9 protein-coding genes are annotated in these 25,320 nt (G+C 40.9%); 8 read left to right on the top strand and 1 reads right to left on the bottom strand.

Going from position 1 to position 25,320, the window contains the following annotated elements:
* Positions 1 to 134 precede the first annotated feature (134 nt).
* From rpoB to IL356_RS13450, 3 genes are read left to right on the top strand one after another with little or no spacing between them, the layout of a single operon-like run.
* Positions 135 to 3,944: a DNA-directed RNA polymerase subunit beta gene (gene rpoB, locus IL356_RS13440; protein WP_121848090.1), complete on the top strand. Its 3,810-nt coding sequence runs from the start codon at positions 135 to 137 to the stop codon at positions 3,942 to 3,944.
* A 37-nt stretch (positions 3,945 to 3,981) separates the two neighbouring features.
* Positions 3,982 to 8,280 (top strand): DNA-directed RNA polymerase subunit beta', encoded by a 4,299-nt coding sequence (gene rpoC, locus IL356_RS13445; protein ID WP_121848091.1) that lies wholly within the window; start codon positions 3,982 to 3,984, stop codon positions 8,278 to 8,280.
* 58 nt (positions 8,281 to 8,338) lie between these two features.
* The gene (locus IL356_RS13450; protein ID WP_121848092.1) at positions 8,339 to 8,647 is read left to right on the top strand and encodes a DUF3467 domain-containing protein; all 309 of its coding nucleotides are present in this window, start codon (positions 8,339 to 8,341) and stop codon (positions 8,645 to 8,647) included.
* Positions 8,648 to 8,690: 43 nt separating this feature from the next.
* Here the strand turns inward: IL356_RS13450 and IL356_RS13455 are convergent, their stop codons facing one another.
* The gene (locus IL356_RS13455; protein ID WP_121848093.1) at positions 8,691 to 10,280 is read right to left on the bottom strand and encodes a peptide chain release factor 3; all 1,590 of its coding nucleotides are present in this window, start codon (positions 10,278 to 10,280) and stop codon (positions 8,691 to 8,693) included.
* Positions 10,281 to 10,667: 387 nt separating this feature from the next.
* Here IL356_RS13455 and IL356_RS13460 point away from each other — a divergent pair, with 387 nt between their 5' ends.
* The 5 genes from IL356_RS13460 (at position 10,668) to IL356_RS13480 (ending at position 25,252) form a co-directional block, all read left to right on the top strand.
* Positions 10,668 to 13,748 (top strand): gliding motility-associated C-terminal domain-containing protein, encoded by a 3,081-nt coding sequence (locus IL356_RS13460; RefSeq protein ID WP_121848094.1) that lies wholly within the window; start codon positions 10,668 to 10,670, stop codon positions 13,746 to 13,748.
* A 14-nt stretch (positions 13,749 to 13,762) separates the two neighbouring features.
* The gene (locus tag IL356_RS13465) at positions 13,763 to 14,722 is read left to right on the top strand and encodes a PorP/SprF family type IX secretion system membrane protein (protein ID WP_121848095.1); all 960 of its coding nucleotides are present in this window, start codon (positions 13,763 to 13,765) and stop codon (positions 14,720 to 14,722) included.
* Positions 14,723 to 14,736: 14 nt separating this feature from the next.
* Entirely contained in the window at positions 14,737 to 16,686 is a 1,950-nt protein-coding gene (locus IL356_RS13470) for an OmpA family protein (protein WP_121848096.1), read from the top strand.
* A gap of 187 nt (positions 16,687 to 16,873) precedes the next feature.
* On the top strand, positions 16,874 to 20,617 hold the full coding sequence (locus tag IL356_RS13475) for a beta strand repeat-containing protein (protein WP_121848097.1): 3,744 nt from the start codon (positions 16,874 to 16,876) through the stop codon (positions 20,615 to 20,617).
* A 171-nt stretch (positions 20,618 to 20,788) separates the two neighbouring features.
* Positions 20,789 to 25,252, top strand: a complete 4,464-nt coding sequence (locus IL356_RS13480; RefSeq protein WP_121848098.1) for a Calx-beta domain-containing protein — start codon at positions 20,789 to 20,791, stop codon at positions 25,250 to 25,252.
* The last annotated feature ends 68 nt before the right edge of the window (positions 25,253 to 25,320 follow it).

Raw genomic sequence — 25,320 nt, forward strand, 5'->3', positions numbered from 1 at the left:
GTTTAGGTCTTTTTTCGTCCTCGGACGGGATTGGACCTAAACTTGTTTTTATATTCAGTACGTATGTTAAGAGGCATACGACCCTGTACAGCTTAGTATTTTTAGAGTATTCACGATCAAAACACTGTCCATAGATGTTCACACAACAGACTGAGAGAATTAATTTTGCATCCGCTAAGAACACGCCGGATTATCCGGATTTCTTGGACATTCAGATCAAGTCTTTTCAAGATTTCTTTCAACTAGAGACTAAATCTGACGAAAGGGGTGACGAAGGTTTGTACAACACCTTCCAAGAAAACTTCCCGATTACGGACACCAGAAACCAGTTCGTACTTGAATTTTTAGATTATTTCATAGACCCACCTAGATACTCCATACAAGAATGTATCGAGCGTGGTTTGACTTACAGTGTACCGCTAAAGGCGCGACTTAAATTGTATTGTACCGATCCTGAGCATGAGGATTTTGAGACAATCGTACAAGACGTATACCTAGGTACCATACCTTATATGACCCCCAGCGGAACATTTGTTATAAATGGCGCCGAGAGGGTTGTTGTTTCTCAGTTACACCGTTCACCTGGTGTATTCTTTGGGCAATCGTTCCATGCTAACGGAACAAAATTATATTCCGCAAGGGTAATTCCATTCAAAGGTTCTTGGATAGAATTCGCTACAGATATCAACGGGGTTATGTACGCCTACATTGATAGAAAGAAAAAATTACCGGTAACTACCCTCTTCAGGGCTATTGGATTCGAAAGGGATAAAGATATTCTTGAAATTTTCGACCTTTCTGAAGAAGTGAAAGTTTCTAAAGCCGGATTGAAAAAAGTATTGGGCCGTAAATTGGCCGCCAGGGTATTGAACACTTGGCATGAAGATTTCGTTGATGAAGATACCGGTGAGGTAGTTTCTATCGAAAGAAACGAAATCATTTTAGATCGTGATACCGTTCTTGAAAAAGAACACATCGACGAAATATTGGACGCCGATGTAAAAACCATCCTTTTGCACAAAGAGAATAATGCACAGTCAGACTATGCAATTATTCACAATACATTGCAAAAAGACCCTACCAACTCTGAGAAAGAGGCAGTAGAACATATTTATCGTCAATTGAGAAATGCCGAGCCGCCCGATGAAGAAACGGCGAGAGGTATTATTGACAAATTGTTTTTCTCCGATCAACGTTACAACCTAGGTGAGGTCGGTCGGTACAGAATGAACAAGAAATTGGGTCTTGATATCGGAATGGATAAGCAAGTGCTTACCAAAGAAGATATCATTACTATCATTAAATATTTGATCGAGCTTATCAATTCAAAAGCTGAAATCGATGATATCGATCACTTGTCAAACCGTCGTGTTAGAACTGTAGGTGAACAACTTTCTTCTCAGTTCGGTGTTGGTTTGGCTCGTATGGCACGTACTATTCGTGAACGTATGAACGTTCGTGACAATGAGGTGTTTACACCGATTGACTTGATTAACGCAAAGACTTTGTCTTCAGTTATCAACTCTTTCTTTGGTACCAACCAGTTATCTCAGTTTATGGATCAAACCAATCCATTGGCAGAGATTACACATAAAAGACGTTTATCTGCACTAGGGCCAGGTGGACTTTCTAGGGAAAGAGCAGGTTTCGAGGTTCGAGACGTTCACTACACGCATTACGGTAGACTTTGTCCGATTGAGACACCTGAAGGTCCGAACATTGGTTTGATATCTTCATTGTCTGTGTTTTCTAAGGTCAACCCAATGGGCTTCTTGGAAACCCCATATAGAAAAGTTGAAGATGGTAAGGTAGATACAGGCGAGTATACTTACTTGAGTGCTGAAGAAGAAGAGGGAATGAAAATTGCGCAAGCGAACATTCCTTTGAAAGAAGACGGAACCATCGATACCGATAAAGTAATCGCCCGTGAAGAAGGCGATTTCCCGGTTGTGGATCCCGTAGAGGTAAATTACACCGATGTGGCACCTAATCAGATTGCTTCGATATCGGCATCGTTAATTCCTTTCTTGGAGCACGATGATGCGAACCGTGCATTGATGGGATCGAACATGATGCGTCAAGCGGTACCATTATTGCGCCCCGATTCGCCTATAGTAGGTACGGGTCTTGAACGTCAAGTTGCTTCTGATTCTAGGGTGTTGATAAATGCTGAAGGCGAAGGAACCGTTGAATACGTTGATGCTAAAAAGATTACTGTTAAGTACGACAGAACTGAAGATGAGCGTTTGATCAGTTTCGACGATGATTCAAAAACCTATGAATTGGTTAAGTTTAGAAAAACCAACCAAGGTACTAGCATTAACCTGAAGCCTATTGTAAGAAGAGGTGATAGAGTTAAAAAAGGTCAGGTACTTTGTGAGGGTTACGCAACCGAAAAAGGTGAATTGGCTCTTGGTAGAAACCTTACCGTAGCTTTCATGCCATGGAAGGGTTACAACTTTGAGGATGCAATCGTAATTTCTGAGAAAGTGGTTAGAGAGGATATTTTCACCTCCATCCACGTAGATGAATATTCACTTGAAGTAAGAGATACCAAATTGGGCGCTGAAGAGTTGACCCATGATATTCCTAACGTTTCGGAAGAGGCCACCAAAGACCTTGATGAAAACGGAATGATCCGTATTGGTGCAGAAGTTAAACCAGGTGATATTTTGATTGGTAAGATTACGCCAAAAGGTGAATCAGACCCAACACCTGAAGAAAAACTTCTAAGAGCTATTTTCGGTGATAAGGCCGGAGATGTAAAAGATGCTTCTTTGAAAGCTTCACCTTCATTAAGAGGTGTGGTCATCGATAAAAAATTGTTCTCAAGATCGGTTAAGGATAAACGTAAGAGATCAGAGGATAAAGAAGAATTGAACAAATTAGAATTGGAATACGAAGTAAAATTCCAAGAGCTAAAAGATGTTCTTATCGATAAACTTTTCACCTTGGTGAATGGTAAAACTTCGCAAGGTGTTCTTAATGATTTGGGAGAAGAAGTATTGCCAAAAGGTAAGAAGTACACTCTTAAAATGTTAAATGCCGTTGATGATTTCGCCCACTTGGTAGGCGGAAGTTGGACTACGGATAAAGATACCAATACATCAGTAGCTGATTTATTACACAACTACAAGATTAAGTTGAACGATCTTCAAGGAAATCTAAGAAGAGATAAGTTTACTATCTCAGTTGGTGATGAACTACCTGCTGGAATCATGAAATTGGCTAAAGTTTATATTGCCAAGAAGCGTAAGCTTAAGGTTGGTGATAAAATGGCGGGTCGTCACGGTAATAAAGGTATCGTGTCTCGAATCGTACGTCAAGAAGATATGCCTTTCTTGGAAGATGGTACTCCAGTAGATATCGTATTGAACCCATTAGGTGTACCTTCACGTATGAACATTGGTCAGATTTATGAAACGGTATTAGGTTGGGCAGGTCTTAAGTTGGGCAAAAAGTTTGCCACTCCAATTTTTGACGGTGCTTCTCTTGACGAGATCAATAAATATACCGATGATGCCGGTATTCCTAGATTTGGTCACACTTACTTGTTTGATGGTGGTACGGGACAGCGTTTCGACCAGCCTGCTACTGTAGGTGTTATCTATATGCTGAAATTAGGCCACATGGTAGATGATAAGATGCACGCACGTTCAATCGGTCCTTACTCATTGATTACACAGCAACCATTGGGTGGTAAAGCTCAATTCGGTGGCCAGCGATTTGGTGAGATGGAGGTTTGGGCATTGGAAGCTTATGGTGCCTCTGCCACACTTCGTGAGATATTGACCGTTAAGTCTGATGATGTTGTCGGAAGGGCCAAGACTTACGAATCTATCGTTAAGGGTGAGACCATGCCAGAACCCGGTTTACCGGAATCTTTCAACGTATTGATGCACGAGCTTAAAGGTTTGGGCTTAGATATTAGATTGGAAGAATAGTTTTAACATACATTATAATATAGTAGCATAATACATTATGGCTAGAATTAAAGATAATAATCCAGTAAAAAGGTTTAACCAGATTTCTATCGGTTTAGCTTCTCCTGAAGCTATTTTGGCAGAATCGCGTGGTGAGGTGTTAAAACCGGAAACCATTAACTACCGTACCCATAAACCGGAACGGGATGGGCTCTTTTGCGAACGTATTTTCGGACCCGTAAAGGATTATGAGTGTGCTTGTGGTAAGTACAAAAGAATTCGCTACCGCGGTATCGTATGTGACCGTTGTGGTGTTGAAGTTACAGAGAAGAAAGTTCGTAGAGATAGGGTAGGGCACATCAACTTGGTGGTTCCTGTTGCCCACATCTGGTATTTCCGTTCGTTGCCAAACAAAATTGGTTACCTACTAGGTTTGCCATCCAAGAAATTGGATATGATTATCTATTACGAGCGTTATGTGGTTATTCAACCAGGTATTGCCAAAGGTCCTGAAGGGGAAGAAATCAAGAAAATGGATTTCTTGACCGAAGAAGAATATTTGACCATTCTTGAATCGATTCCTGTTGAGAACCAATATTTAGAAGAATCAGACCCTAACAAATTCATCGCTAAGATGGGTGCCGAGTGTTTGATCGATCTTTTGGCAAGAATCGATTTGAAAGAACTTTCATATCAATTACGTCACAAGGCTAATACTGAAACTTCAAAACAGCGTAAGACAGAAGCACTTAAAAGACTTCAAGTAGTAGAAGCTTTACGTGAATCTCAGGATAATAGGGAGAACAATCCGGAGTGGATGATTATGAAAGTAATTCCGGTTATTCCACCAGAATTGCGACCATTGGTGCCATTAGATGGTGGTCGTTTCGCCACATCTGATTTGAACGATCTTTATAGAAGGGTAATTATACGTAATAACCGTTTGAAGAGGTTGGTAGAAATCAAGGCTCCTGAGGTAATCTTGAGAAATGAGAAGCGTATGCTTCAAGAAGCAGTTGATTCCTTGTTCGACAACACAAGAAAGGCTTCAGCTGTAAAAACTGAGTCGAATAGGCCATTAAAATCACTTTCAGATTCATTAAAAGGTAAGCAAGGTCGTTTCCGTCAGAACCTTCTAGGTAAGCGTGTTGATTACTCTGCACGTTCGGTTATCGTCGTTGGGCCTGAAATGAAATTGTTCGAGTGTGGACTTCCAAAAGACATGGCTGCTGAGCTTTATAAGCCTTTTGTTATCAGAAAACTGATAGAAAGAGGTATTGTAAAGACCGTAAAATCGGCCAAAAAGATTATTGATAAGAAAGAACCAGTTGTTTGGGATATCTTGGAGAACGTTTTAAAAGGGCATCCTGTGCTTCTTAACCGTGCTCCTACGCTTCACCGATTAGGTATTCAAGCATTCCAGCCAAAATTGATCGAGGGTAAAGCGATTAGACTGCACCCATTGGTTTGTACGGCATTTAATGCGGATTTCGACGGTGACCAAATGGCGGTACACTTACCTCTTGGGCCAGAGGCTATTCTTGAGGCTCAGTTATTAATGTTGGCTTCGCATAACATTCTTAACCCAGCTAACGGTTCACCAATTACGGTACCATCTCAGGATATGGTTTTGGGTCTATACTATATGACCAAAGAAAGAAAATCGACTCCTGAAGTGCCTATTAAAGGTGAGGGCTTAACTTTTTACTCTGCAGAGGAAGTTGAGATTGCTTTCAATGAAGGTAAAGTAAGCTTGAATGCCGGTATCAAGGTAAGAGCTAAAGACTTTAATGAAGAAGGTCAGTTAGTGTATCAAATTATACCGACAACTGTTGGTAGGGTATTGTTCAATATGGAAGTACCTGAACAAGCTGGTTACATTAACGACGTATTGAACAAAAAATCGCTAAGAGATATTATCGGTAAGATTTTAAGTGTTACCGATGTACCTACAACAGCAGATTTCTTAGATAAGATCAAGACCATGGGTTATGACTTCGCTTTCAAGGGCGGATTGTCTTTTAGTCTTGGTGATATTATTATTCCTGCTGAGAAGCATGATATGATTGGCGAGGCCAATGAGCAAGTAGACGGCATTATGGCCAACTACAACATGGGTCTTATTACCAATAATGAACGTTACAATCAGGTAATCGACGTTTGGACCTCTACCAACGCAATGCTTACCGAATTGGCAATGAAGCGAATTCGTGAAGATCAGCAAGGGTTCAACTCAGTTTATATGATGTTGGATTCTGGTGCAAGGGGGTCTAAAGAGCAGATTCGTCAGTTGACAGGTATGCGTGGTCTGATGGCCAAGCCGAAAAAATCTACAGCTGGTGGTGGTGAGATTATCGAAAACCCGATTCTTTCGAACTTTAAGGAAGGTCTTTCGATTCTTGAATACTTTATTTCTACTCACGGTGCTCGTAAGGGTCTTGCGGATACCGCTCTTAAAACTGCGGATGCGGGTTACTTAACACGTCGTCTGGTTGATGTATCGCAAGATGTAATCATCAATACAGAAGATTGTGGTACTCTTCGCGGTATCGAGGTAGAGGCCTTGAAGAAGAACGAAGAGGTAGTTGAGTCTCTTGGAGAGCGTATTTTGGGTAGGGTTTCCCTGCACGACGTATACGACCCTCTTACAGAGGAGCTACTATTGCGTGCCGGTCAAGAAATCATGGAGTCCGATCTTAAGAAGATTGAAAACTCTCCAATCGAGAAGATTGAGGTGCGCTCGGCTTTGACTTGTGAGGCTGCTAAAGGTATCTGTGCTAAATGTTATGGTAGAAACCTGTCTACCAATAAAATGGTTCAAAGAGGTGAGGCTGTAGGTGTTGTTGCCGCACAATCAATCGGTGAGCCAGGTACACAGTTGACCTTGCGTACTTTCCACGTGGGTGGTATTGCAGGTAACATTTCTGAAGATAACAAGTTGATTGCCAAATTTAATGGTAGGGCAGAAATTGAAGACTTGAGAACAGTTACTGGTGTTGATTCTGAAGGTAACCCTGCAGAGATAGTTATTTCGCGAACTACAGAGATAAAGATTGTTGACGCTAAGACAGGTATTACCCTTAGTACAAATAACATTCCTTATGGTTCTCTTCTAATGGTGAAAGATGGTGCCGAAATTAAAAAAGGTGACATAGTCTGTACTTGGGATCCCTATAACGGTGTTATTGTATCTGAATTCCCTGGTAACATAGCCTATGAGAATATTGAGCAAGGTGTTACTTACCAAGTGGAAATTGATGAACAAACAGGTTTCCAAGAGAAGGTAATTTCTGAATCTAGAAACAAGAAGTTGATTCCGACCCTTCTTATTCAAAATGCTAAGGGTGAAACTTTACGTTCTTATAACCTACCTGTAGGTTCTCACATTATGGTTGATGACGGTGATGAGATTAAAGAAGGTAAGACTCTGGTTAAAATTCCTCGTAAATCTGCTAAGGCAGGTGATATCACGGGTGGTCTTCCAAGGGTTACCGAGCTTTTCGAAGCAAGAAACCCTTCTAACCCAGCAGTTGTTTCCGAAATTGACGGTGTTGTTTCATTCGGAAAAATCAAAAGAGGTAACCGTGAGATTATCATAGAATCGAAATTGGGAGAAATCAAGAAATACTTGGTTAAACTTTCCAACCAGATCTTGGTTCAGGAAAATGACTATGTGAGAGCGGGTATGCCGTTATCGGATGGTTCTATAACTCCTGAGGATATCTTGGCCATCAAAGGTCCGTCTGCCGTTCAACAATACTTGGTGAACGAAGTACAGGAAGTTTACCGACTTCAGGGTGTGAAAATCAATGACAAACACTTTGAGGTTGTTGTAAGACAAATGATGCGTAAAGTGAGAATTCAGGATCCGGGTGATACTATTTTCTTAGAGAACCAATTGGTTCATAAAGATGATTTCATCAACGAGAACGATGAAATTTATGGCAAGAAAGTAGTTGTTGATAAAGGAGATTCTGATAACCTTAAAGAAGGACAGATTATCACAGCACGAGAGTTACGTGATGAAAACTCTATCTTAAAACGTGCCGATAAAGAATTGGTTCAGGCTAAAGACGCGGTTGCGGCTACAGCTACACCGATACTTCAAGGTATTACTAGAGCTTCATTGCAGACCAAGTCATTCATCTCTGCTGCGTCTTTCCAAGAAACCACGAAAGTATTGAACGAAGCTGCCGTTAGTGGTAAAATCGATACTTTAGAAGGTCTTAAGGAGAATGTTATTGTGGGTCATAAGATTCCTGCTGGTACAGGTATGCGTGACTACGAGAACATAATCGTAGGATCTAAAGAAGAGTATGATGAAATCATGGCTCGTAAAGAAGCCTTGAAATTCTAAATATTATTTAAAAGAGCCAGATATTGAATATCTGGCTCTTTTTTTATTAAAATGTTTTATGGCCGATAACGATAAACAAAAGCAAATCAATATAGAGCTTGATGAAAAGACTGCCGAGGGAACTTATTCGAATTTGGCAATCATCAACCATTCTGTTTCAGAATTTGTAGTAGATTTTATTAGTATTATGCCTGGTGCTCCTAAGGCGAAGGTTAAAAGTCGAATCGTTTTGACCCCGCAGCACGCCAAGAAGTTTTTAAAGGCCTTAAGCGATAACGTGTCAAGGTTTGAGAAAGCCCATGGTACTATAAAAGATTATGAGCAACCTCCCATACCCATTAATTTTGGGCCCACAGGAGAAGCATAAAAAAAGCCCGCTATTTCAGCGGGCTTTTTTATTTACGATTTTTTCAATCAAATTCAGAAACGAAATGGAACTTGACAGAAGGATATTTCTGTTGAGTCATTTGCAAAGAGAACTGCGAATCGGCCAAGAAAACGAGTTGGCCTTTTTTATCTTTTGCTAGAAACTTTTGTTTAACCCTTTTAAACTCTTTAAATTCTTCATTTTTCGGGTCGGCAGGCTCTACCCAGCAGGCTTTAAACACCGGAAAGTTCTCATAACTGCACTTGGCCCCATATTCATGCTCTAAACGGTATTGAATAACTTCAAATTGAAGGGCGCCCACGGTACCTATGACTTTTCTTCCGTTCAATTCCAAGGTGAAAAGTTGCGCGACACCCTCATCCATCAATTGGTCAATTCCTTTATTCAATTGCTTGGCCTTCATCGGGTCGGCGTTGTTGATATACCTAAAGTGCTCTGGTGAAAAGCTGGGTATACCACGATAATGAAGCTCTTCGCCTTCCGTAAGGGTATCACCTATTTTGAAATTCCCAGTATCATGAAGACCAACAATATCCCCAGGGTACGAAATATCTACAATCTCTTTTTTCTCAGCAAAAAAGGCATTAGGACTCGAGAATTTCAAATTTTTATTTTGTCTTACATGCAGGTAAGGTTTGTTTCTTTCGAAAGTACCCGAAACAATTTTAACAAATGCCAACCGGTCACGGTGTTTCGGATCCATATTAGCGTGAATTTTGAAGACAAAGCCGGACATTGTTTTTTCATTGGCCTCTACCGTTCTTTCTTCTGCGGTTTTAGAACGTGGGGAGGGAGCTATCTCAATAAAGCAATCCAACAATTCACGAACTCCGAAATTATTCAAGGCAGAACCGAAAAAGACAGGTTGTTGTATACCTTTTAAATAGTCTTCTTTATTAAAATCTGGATAAACCCCGTTGACCAATTCAAGGTTGTCTCTTAGCTCTTCGGCCGCTTTATTACCGATGATTTTTTCCAGTTGGGGGCTGTTGACATCGTCAAATGCAATAGTTTCCTCAATATTCTTTTTACTATCACCACTGAATAGGTTGATATTCTTTTCATAGATGTTATAAATGCCCTTAAAGTCAAACCCCATGCCTATGGGGAAACTCAGAGGTGTAACCGACAGACCCAATTTTTGCTCAAGTTCATCTAACAAATCAAATGCATCTTTTCCTTCACGATCCAGTTTATTGATGAAGACAATCATCGGTATGTTGCGCATACGGCAAACTTCCACCAGCTTTTCTGTCTGCTCCTCAACACCTTTGGCCACGTCTACAACGACAATTACACTGTCAACTGCCGTGAGCGTTCTAAAGGTATCCTCGGCAAAATCTTTGTGACCCGGGGTATCTAGAATGTTTATTTTTTTATCCTTATAAATAAAGGCCAAAACCGAAGTAGCCACCGAAATACCCCTCTGTCTTTCAATTTCCATGAAATCACTGGTAGCAGACTTCTTTATTTTATTATTTTTTACTGCGCCCGCTTCCTGAATGGCGCCACCGAACAAGAGTAATTTTTCGGTTAATGTGGTCTTACCAGCATCGGGGTGCGAAATAATTCCGAACGTTCTTCTTTTTTGAATCTCTTCTTTAAAACTCATGAGGAAAATTTGCGCAAAAATACGGTTAATTAAATAAAAAAATGCGGCAACCTATTTGTTGGTTAAATGGCTCTTTTTGTATGGATTAGAAACTTACTTAGGTTTCATCTTTATCTGTGAAATCTAACAATTCGACTGATGAGTCTTTTTACCTATAGTCCATTTTGTCGATTAAATCGTAGATTCAAAGAGCGATGAAATGCTGGGGTATTGCTCTTTAACGAGTAAACATGTTGTTAAAAGATGAAACCTTGGATATCAATTCAAAACAATTTGATGATCTGATTTTTAACTATATCTTGCATCAACAAATAGAAAGAATCCCAAATTCTTACCTACTCTAGACTTGCTCGCCATGGTGCTTAGTTGAATTGAAACTAAACATTTATGGAAAAAACTACCCCTTTAGCGCTACTTATAAACATATCGAAGCGTTTTATCTTAAATCTTACTTTACCTGTTTTGGCAGTGGCTTTTTTCCAAGTCTCTTTATATGCCGAATACCGAAATCCAAATTTAGATACCACCAATGCATTTGAAGATGTAGTGGCCAATGAAACTTATGATGGCTGCCCTTTATTGGAAAAAAGGGAATTACGAACTTCTGATTTTGGTTTTGCCGACGGGGTAACCGACGGAAGCTTGAATGCAACCAATGTTGACCTAAGCTCTAAATGGGGGCTGCCAGCAGGAAGCATATTGGTAACCGTAGAAGGTGCAAGCTCAAAGAGTACGCTACAACTTTTCGAAGTGAACAAAGATCTTCCTGCAACATTTCGTTTTAGCGGCTCGGTGCCAGTGATGTTGGTTGCAGAACATTCGGCTAGGGTAGATGCCAATCATAGAGATGGTATTGTTGCATTGGACAATACCCCTTATATTCAGACCACCTCTTTGCCTGCTGGTATCATTGCCGGTCAGAACGGGACCGATTACTATGTTGAGAACACTACTTCTTCTGCCATCTACGGCCCCGATAGGTTTGCTTGGGAATCTCAGTCACCTGTAACTGATATTCAGTTTTATACAACATCAGATTTTCCAATCAATGGTATACGTGTTTGGGTGATACCTGTGGCGTGTGTCGATACCGATGGCGATGGGGTGAACGATAATGTTGATCTTGATGATGATAATGACGGTATACTCGATACGGTAGAAGATCTAAATATTGATGGTGATAACGACCCTCTTACCAACCCATACGATTCAGATGGCGACGGTTACCCGAACCATTTAGATATTGATTCTGACAACGATGGTATTCCTGACAATGTGGAGGCACAAACCACAGACGGCTATATCGCTCCCAACAACGATGATGCGCAGACCTATGCCGATAACAGTGGTGTAAATTCTGCATATCCTAGTGGTTTAACACCTGTTAATACTGATGGAAGCGATGTTGAAGATTATTTGGATGATGATAGTGATAATGATTCGGTGCCAGATGATAATGAAGGCAATGACTTCAATTTCGACGGCATTCCTAATCAAGTTGCTACGGGATTAGATTCTGATGGAGATGGTTTAGACGACGCTTTTGAAGGAAACGATGTGAATGACGGATTTGATGTAAACGACGAAATTGATGATCCGGCAAATGACTTACCTGATACTGATGGTACAGGTGATGTGAATTACCGTGATTTTGATGATGATGGCGATGATATCGATACGCCCGATGAAGATGCAAACAATGATGGCGACCCAACCAATGATGATACCGATGAAGACGGTACACCCGATTATTTAGATCCTAACGCTGACCCGGATAAAGATACCGATGGAGACGGAGTGCCAGATGTTACCGATTTAGATGATGATAACGACGGTATTTTAGATACAGAGGAAGACCCTAACCTTGATGGAGACGATGACCCATTAACTAACCCTTTGGATTCTGATAACGATGGTTACCCGAACCATTTAGATATTGATTCTGATAATGATGGTATTCCGGATAACGTCGAGGCACAAACAACCGATGGTTACATAGCTCCCAATGAAGACGATGAGGCAACCTATTTAGAGAACGATGGGTTGAACTCAGCTTACCCAGAAGGTTTGACTCCAGTTGATACCGATACCGATGGTACACAAGACTATACCGATTTAGATAGTGACAATGATTTGGTGCCAGATAACAATGAAGGCAATGACTTCAATTTTGACGGACAACCAGACCAAACTTTTACTGGTGTAGATACTGATGGCGATGGATTGGATGATGGTTATGAAGGAAGCGATGTCAACGATGGTTTCGATGTAAACGACGAAATTGATGATCCGGCCAACGACTTACCGGATACTGACAGCACTGAAGATGTCAATTATCGCGATTTCGATGATGATGGTGATGGTGTCGATACGCCCGATGAAGATGCTGACGAGGATGGTGACCCGACAAATGATGATACCGATGAAGATGATACTCCCGATTATTTAGATCCGGATAGTGGTACCACACCAGATACAGATACTGACGGTGATGGGGTTCCTGATAGTGTTGATTTAGATGACGACAATGACGGAATTCTCGATACAGTTGAAGATCCTAACTGGGATGGTGATAATGATCCGAATACCGAACCTTGGGACACTGATAATGACGGGTATCCTAATCATTTGGACATCGACTCTGATAATGATGGTATACCCGATAATGTCGAAGCTCAAACAACCGATGGGTACATTCCGCCCAATGACGACGATGAAGCTACCTATGCCGAAAATGACGGTTTAAATTCTGCTTATCCCAACGGTCTTACACCTGTAAATACCGATGGAGGCGATACCGAAGATTACAGAGATTTAGATAGTGACAATGATATGGTGCCCGATAATAATGAGGGTAACGATTTCGACTTTGATGGTCAGCCCGACCAAACCTTTACAGGGGTCGATACAGATGGTGATGGTCTGGATGACGGTTACGAGGGAAGCGATGTAAATGATGGCTTTGATGTAAATGATGAAATAGATGATCCAGCGAATGATTTACCGGATACCGATGGTACCGAAGATGTTAATTATCGAGATTTTGACGATGATGGCGATGGTATTGATACCCCTAACGAAGATTTGAACAATGACGGTGACCCTACCAATGACGACGGCGATAATGATGGTACACCATCTTATCTAGACCCAGATGAATCGGTTGAAATTGTCGTGATGCAAATGGTAACCCCAAATGGCGATGGTAAAAACGAGTTTTTATGGATCGAGAATGTAGATAAGGCACTCAACAATTCACTTAGAATCTTTAATCGATGGGGGGTTGAAGTATATCAAGGTGAAGATTACAATAATCAGAACAATGTATTTGATGGTCGTTCAAAAGGTCGTAGCACGGTAAGCGTCGGTGACTATCTGCCAGCCGGGGTATATTTTTATATCTTTGATTACAACACTGAAGATAACCGTAGTGTAACTGACAGAGGCTATATTTACATAAGCAAATAATCTACTAAGACCATATGGTAATTAAAAAGAGTCTTTTAGCTTCCCTTTTCTTAATACTTATTTTTTGGAATGAAAGTAGTGCGCAGCAAGATGCGCAGTACACCCAATATATGTACAATACTATGAGCGTTAACCCCGCCTATGCTGGTTCTAGGGGCCAATTAAGTGTCGCGGCACTTTATCGCTCTCAGTGGGTGGGTGTTGACGGGGCACCTGAAACATGGACACTCAATCTGCATTCTCCCATCAGAAATAGTAAGGTGGGGTATGGTCTATCGATTGTCAATGATAAAATTGGCGATGGTACCATTCAAGAAACCTATATAGACGCTTTGGTATCTTATACGATTGATGTTTCCCTAAAAGGTAAAATGTCTTTCGGGCTTAAATTAGGAGGTAATATGCTTAATCTTGATTTTGAGCAGTTACGTCAACGGCCCGGTTTTGAAGAAGCTACGAATACCGATAATATAGAGAACCGTTTTTCTCCCAACTTTGGGTTGGGTCTTTACTATCATACCGATAAATTTTATGCAGGTTTGTCCGCACCTAATTTATTGGAAACCGAGCATTTCGACGACGCATCGAACGACGCCAATGATGTTGATTTTCTATCACAAGACAGAATTAATTTTTACCTAATTACCGGGTACGTTTTTGATTTGAACGATAATGTAAAAATGAAACCGGCATTGTTGACCAAAATGGTCGGGGGTGCACCGTTGCAGGTCGATATTTCAACAAGTTTTCTTTTCTCCGAAAAATTTTCTCTTGGAGCGGCTTACAGGTGGGACGCTGCCGTTAGCGGCTTGGTCGGATTTCAGATAACAGACCAGATTCTGTTAGGTTTGGCATATGACTCAGAGACCACTTCTTTAGGAGATACGCAATTTAATAGTGGTTCTTTTGAGGTCTTTTTAAGATGGGAATTGGTAAAATCGTTTGAAAAACTAGTATCGCCCCGATTCTTCTAAACACGCAGCTTAGTATGATGAAAAAAATACAAATATTGTTGGTACTGCTACTAACTTCTGGCTCTATGGTATTCGCCCAAGATAAGCCTGATAGATTGGTGACTAAGGCCAATGCTAAATATGAGGAGTATTCGTTCAGACCGGCAATCGATATTTACAAGCGAGTGATTGACAGGGGGTATACTTCTGCTGACCTTTTGAAAAAATTAGGTAATGCCTACTACTTCAATGCCGATTATGAAGAGGCTGCGAATACGTATAAGAGGTTGGTAAAAGAGTATCCTGATGATGTAGCTCCAGAATATTATTTTAGATATGCCCAAACCCTCAAAACACTACAGGAATATAAAAGTTCGAATGAGGTGATGGCCATGTTTACGAACGCTACCTCCGACGATTTGCGGGCTTCCACTTATAAAGAAGAAAGAGATTACCTAAGCGAGATAAAAAAGAATTCTGGAAGATATAATGTAGCTCCTTTCAATTACAATTCACCTTACTCAGATTTTGCTCCCACTTTTTATAAAGAGGGACTTATTTTTTCATCGGATAGGGATACAGGCAACTTTGCACGGTACCGCCATACATGGAATAGCAAAGACTTCTTGGATTTATATAAGGTCAATGCCGATAGCGCCTCGAATAATCTGGTTGTAAAGTTAGGCGACCACGTAAATACAAGATTACATGAGTCGACCAGCACTACCGATAAAAACGGCGACGTGCTGTATTTTACTAGAAATAATTACAAAGAGGGTAAATACGTAAAAGATGGTAAGGGCATAGTTCGCTTAAAGATTTATAGGGCGACCAAAAATGAAGAAGGATTGTGGTCTAATATTGAAGCTCTTCCCTTTAATAGTGACGATTATTCGGTAGCACACCCTACATTAAGCAATGACGGTAGTACCTTGTATTTTGCATCCGATATGCCTGGTTCGCTAGGCGAATCTGATATTTTTAAAGTACAGGTAAATGATGACGATTCGTTTGGAGAACCAGAGAATCTAGGATCCACAATCAACACAGAGGCCCGCGAAACATTCCCTTTTATTACGAGCGAAGATATTCTTTACTTTTCGTCTGATGGGCACCCTGGCTTAGGTGGGCTTGATATTTTTGCGGCCAATGTTTCTGACGGTAGGTCAGATGGTGTTGTAATGAACATCGGAGAGCCGGTCAATGGCCGTATGGATGATTTTACTTTCATTTTTGATGAGAGCACCAGAAAAGGTTATTTCGCTTCTAATCGCTCAGAGGGCCTAGGCGCAGATGATATCTATACCTTTTTAGAAACCAAGGCTCTAGTTCTAGATTGTAGGCAAACCGTAACTGGTACCGTAAGAGACAAGATATCTAACGAAGTGTTGGTAGGTGCCACCGTTAAGGTCATTGATGAAGATAATAACGAGATTATGACATCAATTACCGATGCCGACGGTAAGTATACCTTAGAATTGGACTGTGATCAAGGGAATTTTGTAAGAGCAATGACCGAAGGTTACATACCTGCAGAAGAATATTTGGGCAAATCGGATGGTACACCGAAGACCATCAACTTCTTTTTAGAAAGAAACACAGTAAGTGCCGGCTTTGGCGATGACTTGGCGAAATTACTTCAACTGAGTACCATTTATTTTGATTTCGATAAATACAACATTCGAAAAGACTCAGAAATTGAAGTCGAAAAGGTAATTGCCGCTATGGAAAAATATCCAAGTTTGAAAATACAAGTCAACTCGCACACCGATAGTAGGGGCAAAGATTCCTATAACCTATGGTTATCGCAGAAGAGGGCAGAGTCAACTGTCAATTACATGATCAAAAAAGGTATAGCCAAAGAGAGGCTACAGAGCGAGGGATATGGAGAAACTAAATTACTTAACAATTGTGATGACGGTGTTTCTTGTACCGAAGAGGAACATCAGCTTAACCGCCGTTCAGAGTTTATCATAACAGAGTGAGACAATCTTCACGATACAGTAAAAGAGCGACCATTTAAGTCGCTCTTTTATTTTGTAACCTTCATGTCATCAATTGTTTATAGTTACACCTATACGAATAATTCTTTCACAACAAAATTTATAAATAATATTATTGTAAGAATATATTTACATTAAATATAGGTTTTAACGTATATTATAGGTTTTCATGTTTAGAACCAATGTAATTATAATTCTACTTTTAGTAAGTGCTACCACAGTAGCTCAGCAGATTTATTTAGATACGTTTTCTTCGGTTTCGTATTCAAATAATGATGGTAATAGTAATTGGGCTTCCGATTGGGTAGAAAGTGGTGATACCGATTTAGGCCCCTCCGCCCAATATATTTATATTACTGGGGGGCAGCTCACGTTTGCGTACATCTATGATGAGTTCATTTATAGGTTGGTCGATTTGTCAGGCGCTACAGCAGCTACTTTGAGCTTTGATTTTCAGACCAATAGTCTTGGCGGAAACCAAGAATTGGGGGTGTATATTTCCAACGATGGCGGTGCAACTTATAATTTTTTGGGAGGCGTCTCCGGGGCAGGTTCGTTCTCCCAAGACATATCTGCCTATATAGCTTCCAATACGTTATTGGCTTTTACTAAAACTGTAGATAACTGGGCTGCCGACGACTGGGCACAAATTGATAATGTACAGATAGTAGCCAGTTCTACCCCCTATTTGGTTGTAGAAGATGTAGCCGTTTCTGAAGATGTGGGTAATCTGATATTTACGGTCACCCAGCAGGGCGTTAATGCAGGTGCTCCCTATTCGGTTAATTTTAAAACTTCAGATGGTACCGCAATTGCCAATAGTGATTACCTTGCTACTACGGGAACCATTAATTTTAGTGGTGCCTTGGGTGAAGCACAGACTATAACGGTACCTATTGTCAACGATGCTATCACAGAAGCAGACGAGTTCTTTAATCTTAGTTTTACATCGTCTTCCAATCCCAGTTTAGACTATAGTGATACTGCTACCGGTACAATCAATTCACAGGTACCGTTTAACCAACCATTAGTATTACAACATCAATTCGCCGGGTATGTCAATTACACTTCCACTGCCGGAACTTTTAGAACACAGGACAACATTACAGATGCGTGCGCTTTGACGACCACATCAAGCAATACACTTTTTTCCTCGGTGCCTGCAACAGCATCTATTCAAAAGGCACTATTGTACTGGTCACATTCTAACTATACGCTTGATGATACCGTAACTTTTGAAGGCCAACAAGTAACTGCGGAAAGAATCTATGAATCAGGGCTGAACTTTAACGGTGATATACTCACCTTTTATGGTTACGTGAGCGATGTTACCAGTATTTTAGAAGGTATAGGTGTGGCCAATCTTGGCACGACCACTTTTGATGTCACTGATTTAGAGATTAACTCCGGTTTTCCCTTTTGTGATTATCAAACTGTTTTGGGTGGATGGTCTTTAATGGTTTTTTATGAGGATGCCTCTTTACCGGCTTCTAACATCAATCTTTATGAAGGTTTTGACGGGTTGAGTAATGCCAGTACCTCTTTTACCTTAGACTCGTTTTTTGCTATTGCTGGTACAGGAGCCAAGGCGTCCTTTTTATCTTGGGAGGGAGACGCCACTTTAGATGGCAATAGTGAGGGAACGACCAACCCTAATGGTGAGCGATTATCGATAACCAACCAGGCCGGGTTCAATTTTACCTTATCCGGTGATGGTGGCCAAACCGGCAATAATGCGTATAACTCTACGGCCTTTGATAATACTCAGGTACCGAATGTTAATAATGGATCATTATATGGGGTTGATTGGGATACCTTTGATATAGCCAGTTATATCGCACCAACAGATACCCAGGTTACCGCCAATGTAGATGTCGGTCAAGATTTTGTTGTATCAAATGCCGTGGTAATCAAGGTTCCTTCCAATTTGGTTACGGGGTTCGTTTTTGAAGATATCAATTATCCCGGAGGTGCGGGCAGAAATAGGGCAACTGCTTCCGGTCAGGGGGTTGCCAATGTGACCGTTGAACTTTATAATTCGTTAGGTCTTTTACAAACCACTACCACGACCGACGCCAATGGGCAATACATTTTTGGCGGAATGGCAGATGGTACTTACACCGTTAGGGTGGTCAATGAATCGGTAAGTTCTACGAGAGGTGGTGGAGTAGGATGCTCCGATTGTTATGCTGTGCAGACTTTTAGAAGCGACCATAACGGAACTGATGTTGTTGATGTAACCGATGAGGTCGGCGGGCCCAATCCTTCTCAAGAAGATGTTTCCGCAGGTAATCTTTTTGGGGCACAATCAGTTTCAACGGTTACTTTGGCCAGTAATGGTATAGTGGGCATTGATTTTGGCTTTAACTTCAATACTATTGTTAATACGAATGAAAACGGCCAAGGATCTTTAGATCAATTCATTGTCAACTCCAATAATCTAGATGAAACAGGTCTTGATATTGAGGCTAACGCTCTATTCGACCCCGTTGCAGGAGAGGATACTTCCATATTTATGATTCCAAGTGACGGCGACCCCTTGGGCAGAACGGCCGATACAAACTATACGAATGGCTATTTCGATATTTTTTTCAATGATGCCTTTATTCCTTCAGATGTTGTTTCCGATAATACGGTTATAGATGGAAGAACGCAGACGGCTTATAGTGGAGACACCAATGCGGGTACCATCGGAGGGGGTTCAACAGTGGGTACCAATTCCGTTGTACTACCGAACTATAATCTTCCCGAAATTCAGATTCATAGAAATGCGGGGGATGTTTTTAAGTTAAATGCAAACAATTTGGTAGTTAGAAACATAGCTGTTTTTGGTAATACCAACGCTGCTATTCAAGTGAATACCGGTACCGCCAACATTGTAGAAAACTTATTAGGTGTAAACGCTTTAGGCGTATCATCGGGAAATATTCAGTACGGGGTCGAAAATGTAGGAGGAGAAGTTACCATCAATTCTAATTATATAGCTTCAAATACGGTGGCCGGTGTGGTCATTTCTGGGGGAACCAGTTCTGTTCTGACACAAAATCATTTCGCCGAAAATGGGGCGACCAGCTGTGATGATGCTATACTGGTAACCAGCGGTAGCGGTATCAACATTCAGCATAATTTAATCGAGAATTCGGCATCGTTAGGTATTGATGCAGTTTCAGGTGTAAATAACTTGTCCATTCAGGGCAATACCATAGTAGGATCTGGGCGAGTGGCTGGGCTTTGCTCTTCTGAAATAAAGAATATGGGAATAGAAATCTCCGGTAGCAATTCAATTATTTCAAACAATGTAATTACTTCAAACGGTGGTGCCGGCCTAGTGATTTCGGGATCCGGGACTTCTAATTTAATAAGTGAGAATAGTTTTTTTGCCAATGGTACTGCCACTAGTGCTTTAGGTATTGACTTAGGCAATGATGGTGTGACAATAAATGATATGGGTGATACAGATTCTGGTGCCAACGGTTTAAATAACTTTCCGATACTCTCAGCAGCCTATCAAGCGGGTAATAACTTGGTTTTAATGGGGTGGGTAACACCTGGAGTCACCGTAGAATTTTTCTTTACTGATATAAGTGAGGGTTCAGCAGCTGAAGGGGCAAATACGCTTAGTAGGTCAAAAGATTACGGAGAGGGCCAAACTTATATTGCCACTAGAACCGAGGGTTCCGTTGATGATTTAGAAGGTGCTTCTTCATCTTATTCTGTATTTGATGGTAATACCGATAATGTCAATAGATTTAAGTTTTCGGTACCGTTACCAATTGGAACTGATTTAGGAGATAAGATTACAGCTACGGCAACTCTTTCTAATACGACATCCGAATTTTCACCAGAGGTCGAAGTTAGGTTACCAACTGTAATAACAAACCGTACAATTACTTATAGGGTTAATAGAAATTAAAGAATATTCTTACAATTTAATTTTGATTCAAAATGTAGGAAATAACTAAAATAGAACTGTTTATGGTCTAAATCTTCTGTTTTACAACAAAATTTATATTCTCGGTATTGGTCTATACTACATTTGGTAGATATGCTAGTTGATCTAGTATGTCCTAAATCCAACTGAAAAATGTATAGAACCTACTTATACCTGGTCTTCTTTTTTCTATTTTATACTAACCTAGCTGGTCAAGAAAACTATCTAGACCGGTTCAATAATGTATCCTATTCGAACAATAACGGCTCGCAAAACTTTAGCGGCAATTGGATAGAAACAGGAGATACCGATAATGGGCCGAACAACCAGTACATTCGAATTACTGGTAACCGATTGATGCTCTATTACCTTTATTCGGAAACAATTAGGCGTTCTGTTGACTTGAACGGAGCGTCGGCCGCCGTACTTACTTTTGATTGGCAGGCAGTTAGTTTAGGAGGTACAAGAGAACTGGCAGTTCAAATCTCAAGCAATGGTGGAGCGAGCTATACTACGATAGGCACTGTTACGGGAAATAATTCAGGGTCTTTCAGCCAAGACATTTCACCATATATCTCTAGTAACACTACCATTAGATTTCGAAAGACCTATTCTAACTGGCGTAACAACGACTATGCCTATATAGATAATTTTCAGATTGTCGCTACTTTCCCAGCTCCGATTCCAATCATTGAGGTTGAAGATATTGCGGTCGATGAAGATGCAGGCAATGCTATTTTTACGGTAGTTCACACAGGAACCAATGCTACGGGGCCTTTTGCCGTTAATTACCAAACTGTGCCTGGCTCGGCAACCGAAGGGTCTGATTATACGGCTACAAGCGGTATCTTAAACTTCAACGGTAACGTAAGCGATACTGAAACCGTTTCTGTACCCTTAGTGGACGATACCACCATCGAAAACCCCGAAGATTTTATTCTACAATTCACCTTGGTCACCGACCCTACGGTGAATATAACAGATACTGGCACGGCTGCAATTATTGATGATGATGCCCTAATAATGACCGATGGGCAAACAGTAAATACCTGTAACGATGTTTTTTTCGATCCAGGCGGGTTATCTAACTATTCTAATAATCAAGACGTCGTCTATACAATTTGTCCGGATACGGCCGATACCTATATCAACGTAAATTTCACGAGTTTCGAAGTGGTATCCGGGGACATGCTATATGTGTATGATGGTACGAATACGAGTGGTACGTTGCTTGGCCAGTATGATAGTTCTAATGTTCCTAGAAGTATCAATTCAAACAGTGCTTCTGGTTGTCTTACTTTTCGATTTGTCTCCAATAATAATAGCACTGGTGCGGGTTGGGAAGCGGAAATTAATTGTTTTCCTGAAGGCCCCATTATTGTTATCGATGATATTTCATTTGATGAAGATGTAGGTAATGCCGTATTTACGGTTCGCTCTACCCGAGCAGCTCATGGTAGAAACATTTTTCTTTTTGGTTTTGTAGAGGAACCCTTTACGGTTGATTTTCAGACTGTCGATGATTCGGCAACTGCCGGTAGCGATTATACTTCATCCACAGGCACTCTAACTTTTACGGGCGAGCTCAATAATGTTCAAACAATTTCAGTACCGATTGCGAATGACGGTATACCTGAATTGGCCGAAAGTTTTACTATAGAGTTTACAGATGCAGAGGCAGATTATGCACAGGTAAATTATAATGATACGGGTACGGGTACGATCAACTCGCAAATTTTGGCGAACGACCCGTTGACTTTATTCCAAGAATTTGATGGTTATTATGATTACTCCACAACTGGCGGTACGCTAAGAACTAGTCCGAATGGTGGCGACCCATGTGCGATAACTTCCTCTTCGTCCAATAGTTTGGTGTCCTCGGTGCCTGCAACGGCATCTGTTGAGAGGGCCTATTTATATTGGTCTCACTCCAGTACTGTGCGCGATGCCGATGTTACTTTTGAAGGGCAAAACGTATCTGCTAATTTTCTGTATCAAACCTCACTGGGCAATAGAAATTTTTATGGTTATGTCAGTGATGTAACCTCTATCGTACAAGGCGTTTCCAATTTATCGACCAATGTTTTTGACTTTGGTGACCTTGATATAAATAATACTGGTGACTATTGTAATACTAGTACTGTTTTGGGGGGATGGGCACTAATGGTTTTTTATGAAGACCGTTCGCTACCAGCGGTAAACATTAACCTATACCAAGGTTTTGATGGTCTAAGCAATGATGGTAATTCTTTTACCTTAGATTCCTTTTACGCGATATCGGGTACAGGGGCAAAAGCTACCTTTTTATCATGGGAAGGTGATCCTGACCTAACTGGCGCCAGCTCGGGCTCTACCAATCCTGAAGAATTGTCTATTACCAATCAAAGAAATCAGAACTATGTACTGACTGGCGATGGGGGACAAACAGGTAACAACTCTTATAACTCTACCATTTACGATAATACGGTTGGCCCAGTGTACAACAATTCAAGTACCTATGGTGTTGATTTAGATACGTACGATATATCAAGCTATATTCAGCCGGCCGATAGCGAAGTAACCGCTAACGTAGATGTAGGGCAAGATTTTGTTATATCTGCAGCCGTTATTCTCAAAGTACCCTCTAACCTTATTGCCGGAAGAGTTTTTGAAGATGTCAACTATCCGGGAGGTTTTGGCCGGGATAGAACCGCCTCTAGCGGAATAGGCATAACGGGCGCAGTTGTAGAGCTATATGAGAGTAATGGCAATTTCATTCAAAGAAAAAATACGGCGGCCAATGGTAATTATTCATTTGGGGGTATGGCCGATGGTGACTATTACATAAAAGTGGTGAATTCTACCGTTAGGTCTACTCGTGACAATGGGCCCAACTGCTCTTCATGTTATCCTGTACAGACCTATAGGGCTGAGGTCGATGCCGCAGGAAACTATAATGACATTACCAATGAAGTCGGGGGTAACGACCCTACGGCCATTCAAGATGTGGCGTTAGGCGTTTTTGCCAACTCTCAAAGTATTTCCCCTGTAACCGTTGAAGGTAATGGAGTAGTAGATATTGATTTTGGTTTCAATTTTAATACCATTGTCAATACCAACGAATCCGGTCAAGGTTCTCTTAATCAATTTATTTTGAATAGTAACACGCTAGGTGAAAACGGATTGGATGTTGAACCGAATTCCATTTTCGACCCGAACGTAGGTCAAGATATCTCCATATTTATGATTCCACCTACAGGTGATAGCATGGGTAGAACCGCTGATGCTAACTACGCATCCGGTTATTTCGATATTCTTATTGATAACAGTTCTGCTCTGGCCAATATCACCGGTACTAATACGATAATCGACGGTCGAACACAAACAAGCTATTCCGGAGATTCTAATAGCGGTGTGTCGGGCGCAGGCGGTACTGCTGTGGGTACTTCAAATACACTCTTGCCCAGCTATCTAAGACCTGAAATTCAAATTCATAGAAATGGCGGGGATGTTTTTAACTTAAACGGAAACAATGTAGAAATAAGAAATGTGTCTGTGTTTGCCAATAACAATGCCGGAATAAGAACTTTAGGGGGCTCTGCAACTATTTCTTCCTCATTTTTGGGGGTCAACGCATTAGGGGCATCCTCGGGAAATATCGATTACGGCGTTGAGCAAACAGGGGGCGAAGTAACCATTACTTCGAACTACATATCTGCCAATTCCGATGCGGGCATTTTAATAAATGGAGGTACTTCCACCGAAATTGTACTGAATCATCTATTTGCCAATGGCTCTTCCGCATGTTCCGATAACATATTGATTTCTGCCGGAAATAATGTGGAGGTATCTACCAATCTAATTGAAAATGCCGCAGCCTCGGGCATTGAAATTGATACGTTGAATGATGTACTGGTAACCGATAATTCAATTCTTGGCGCGGGTCAAAATGGAGGTAACTGCAGTGGGTCTTTTGAGGGTATGGGGGTTTTAATTAATGCCAGCAATGCCAATATTTCACAAAACAGAATTTTTTCCAATGGGGGAGCGGGCATAGTGGTGATATCAGGCGACGGTAATACCATTTCACAAAATTCCATATACGGTAATGGAACGGTGCTTCCGAGCCTCGGAATTGATTTGAATAGAGATGGAGTAACATTAAATGAAACGAACGATACGGACGGTGGACCTAATGGACTATTAAACTTCCCTGTTATTTCAGGTGCCTACATAAGCGGTTCAAATCTGATAGTTGAAGGATGGAGTAGGCCAGGGGCCACAATAGAAATATTCTTGACCGATATTAGTGAAGGTACTGCCGCCGAAGGCGATAATCAGTTAGGAATGACCTCTGATTATGGAGAAGGTCAGGTTTATTTGGCAAGTTTTATCGAAGGTAGTGCCTCCGACGTTGATTCACAGATAACATCTTACACCGACATAGATGGTAATACTGATAGCACCAATAAATTTAGGTTCAGTACCCCATTGTCATCTGGAGCAGCTTTTGGCAAGTTTGTTACGGCCACGGCCACTTTAACTAATACGACATCTGAATTTTCACCCGAAAGCATTATTAAGGCTTACACTCTTATAACGAACCGAAGAATTACATATAGGGTGAAAAAGAACTGATTTATAGACTAAAACGATAGCTTTTTCCTTTTCACACTATATATCAGTTCATTGGCAACATTTTTTAT

The sequence above is a fragment of the Euzebyella marina genome (assembly GCF_014855515.1).
Lineage (GTDB): Bacteria > Bacteroidota > Bacteroidia > Flavobacteriales > Flavobacteriaceae > Euzebyella > Euzebyella marina.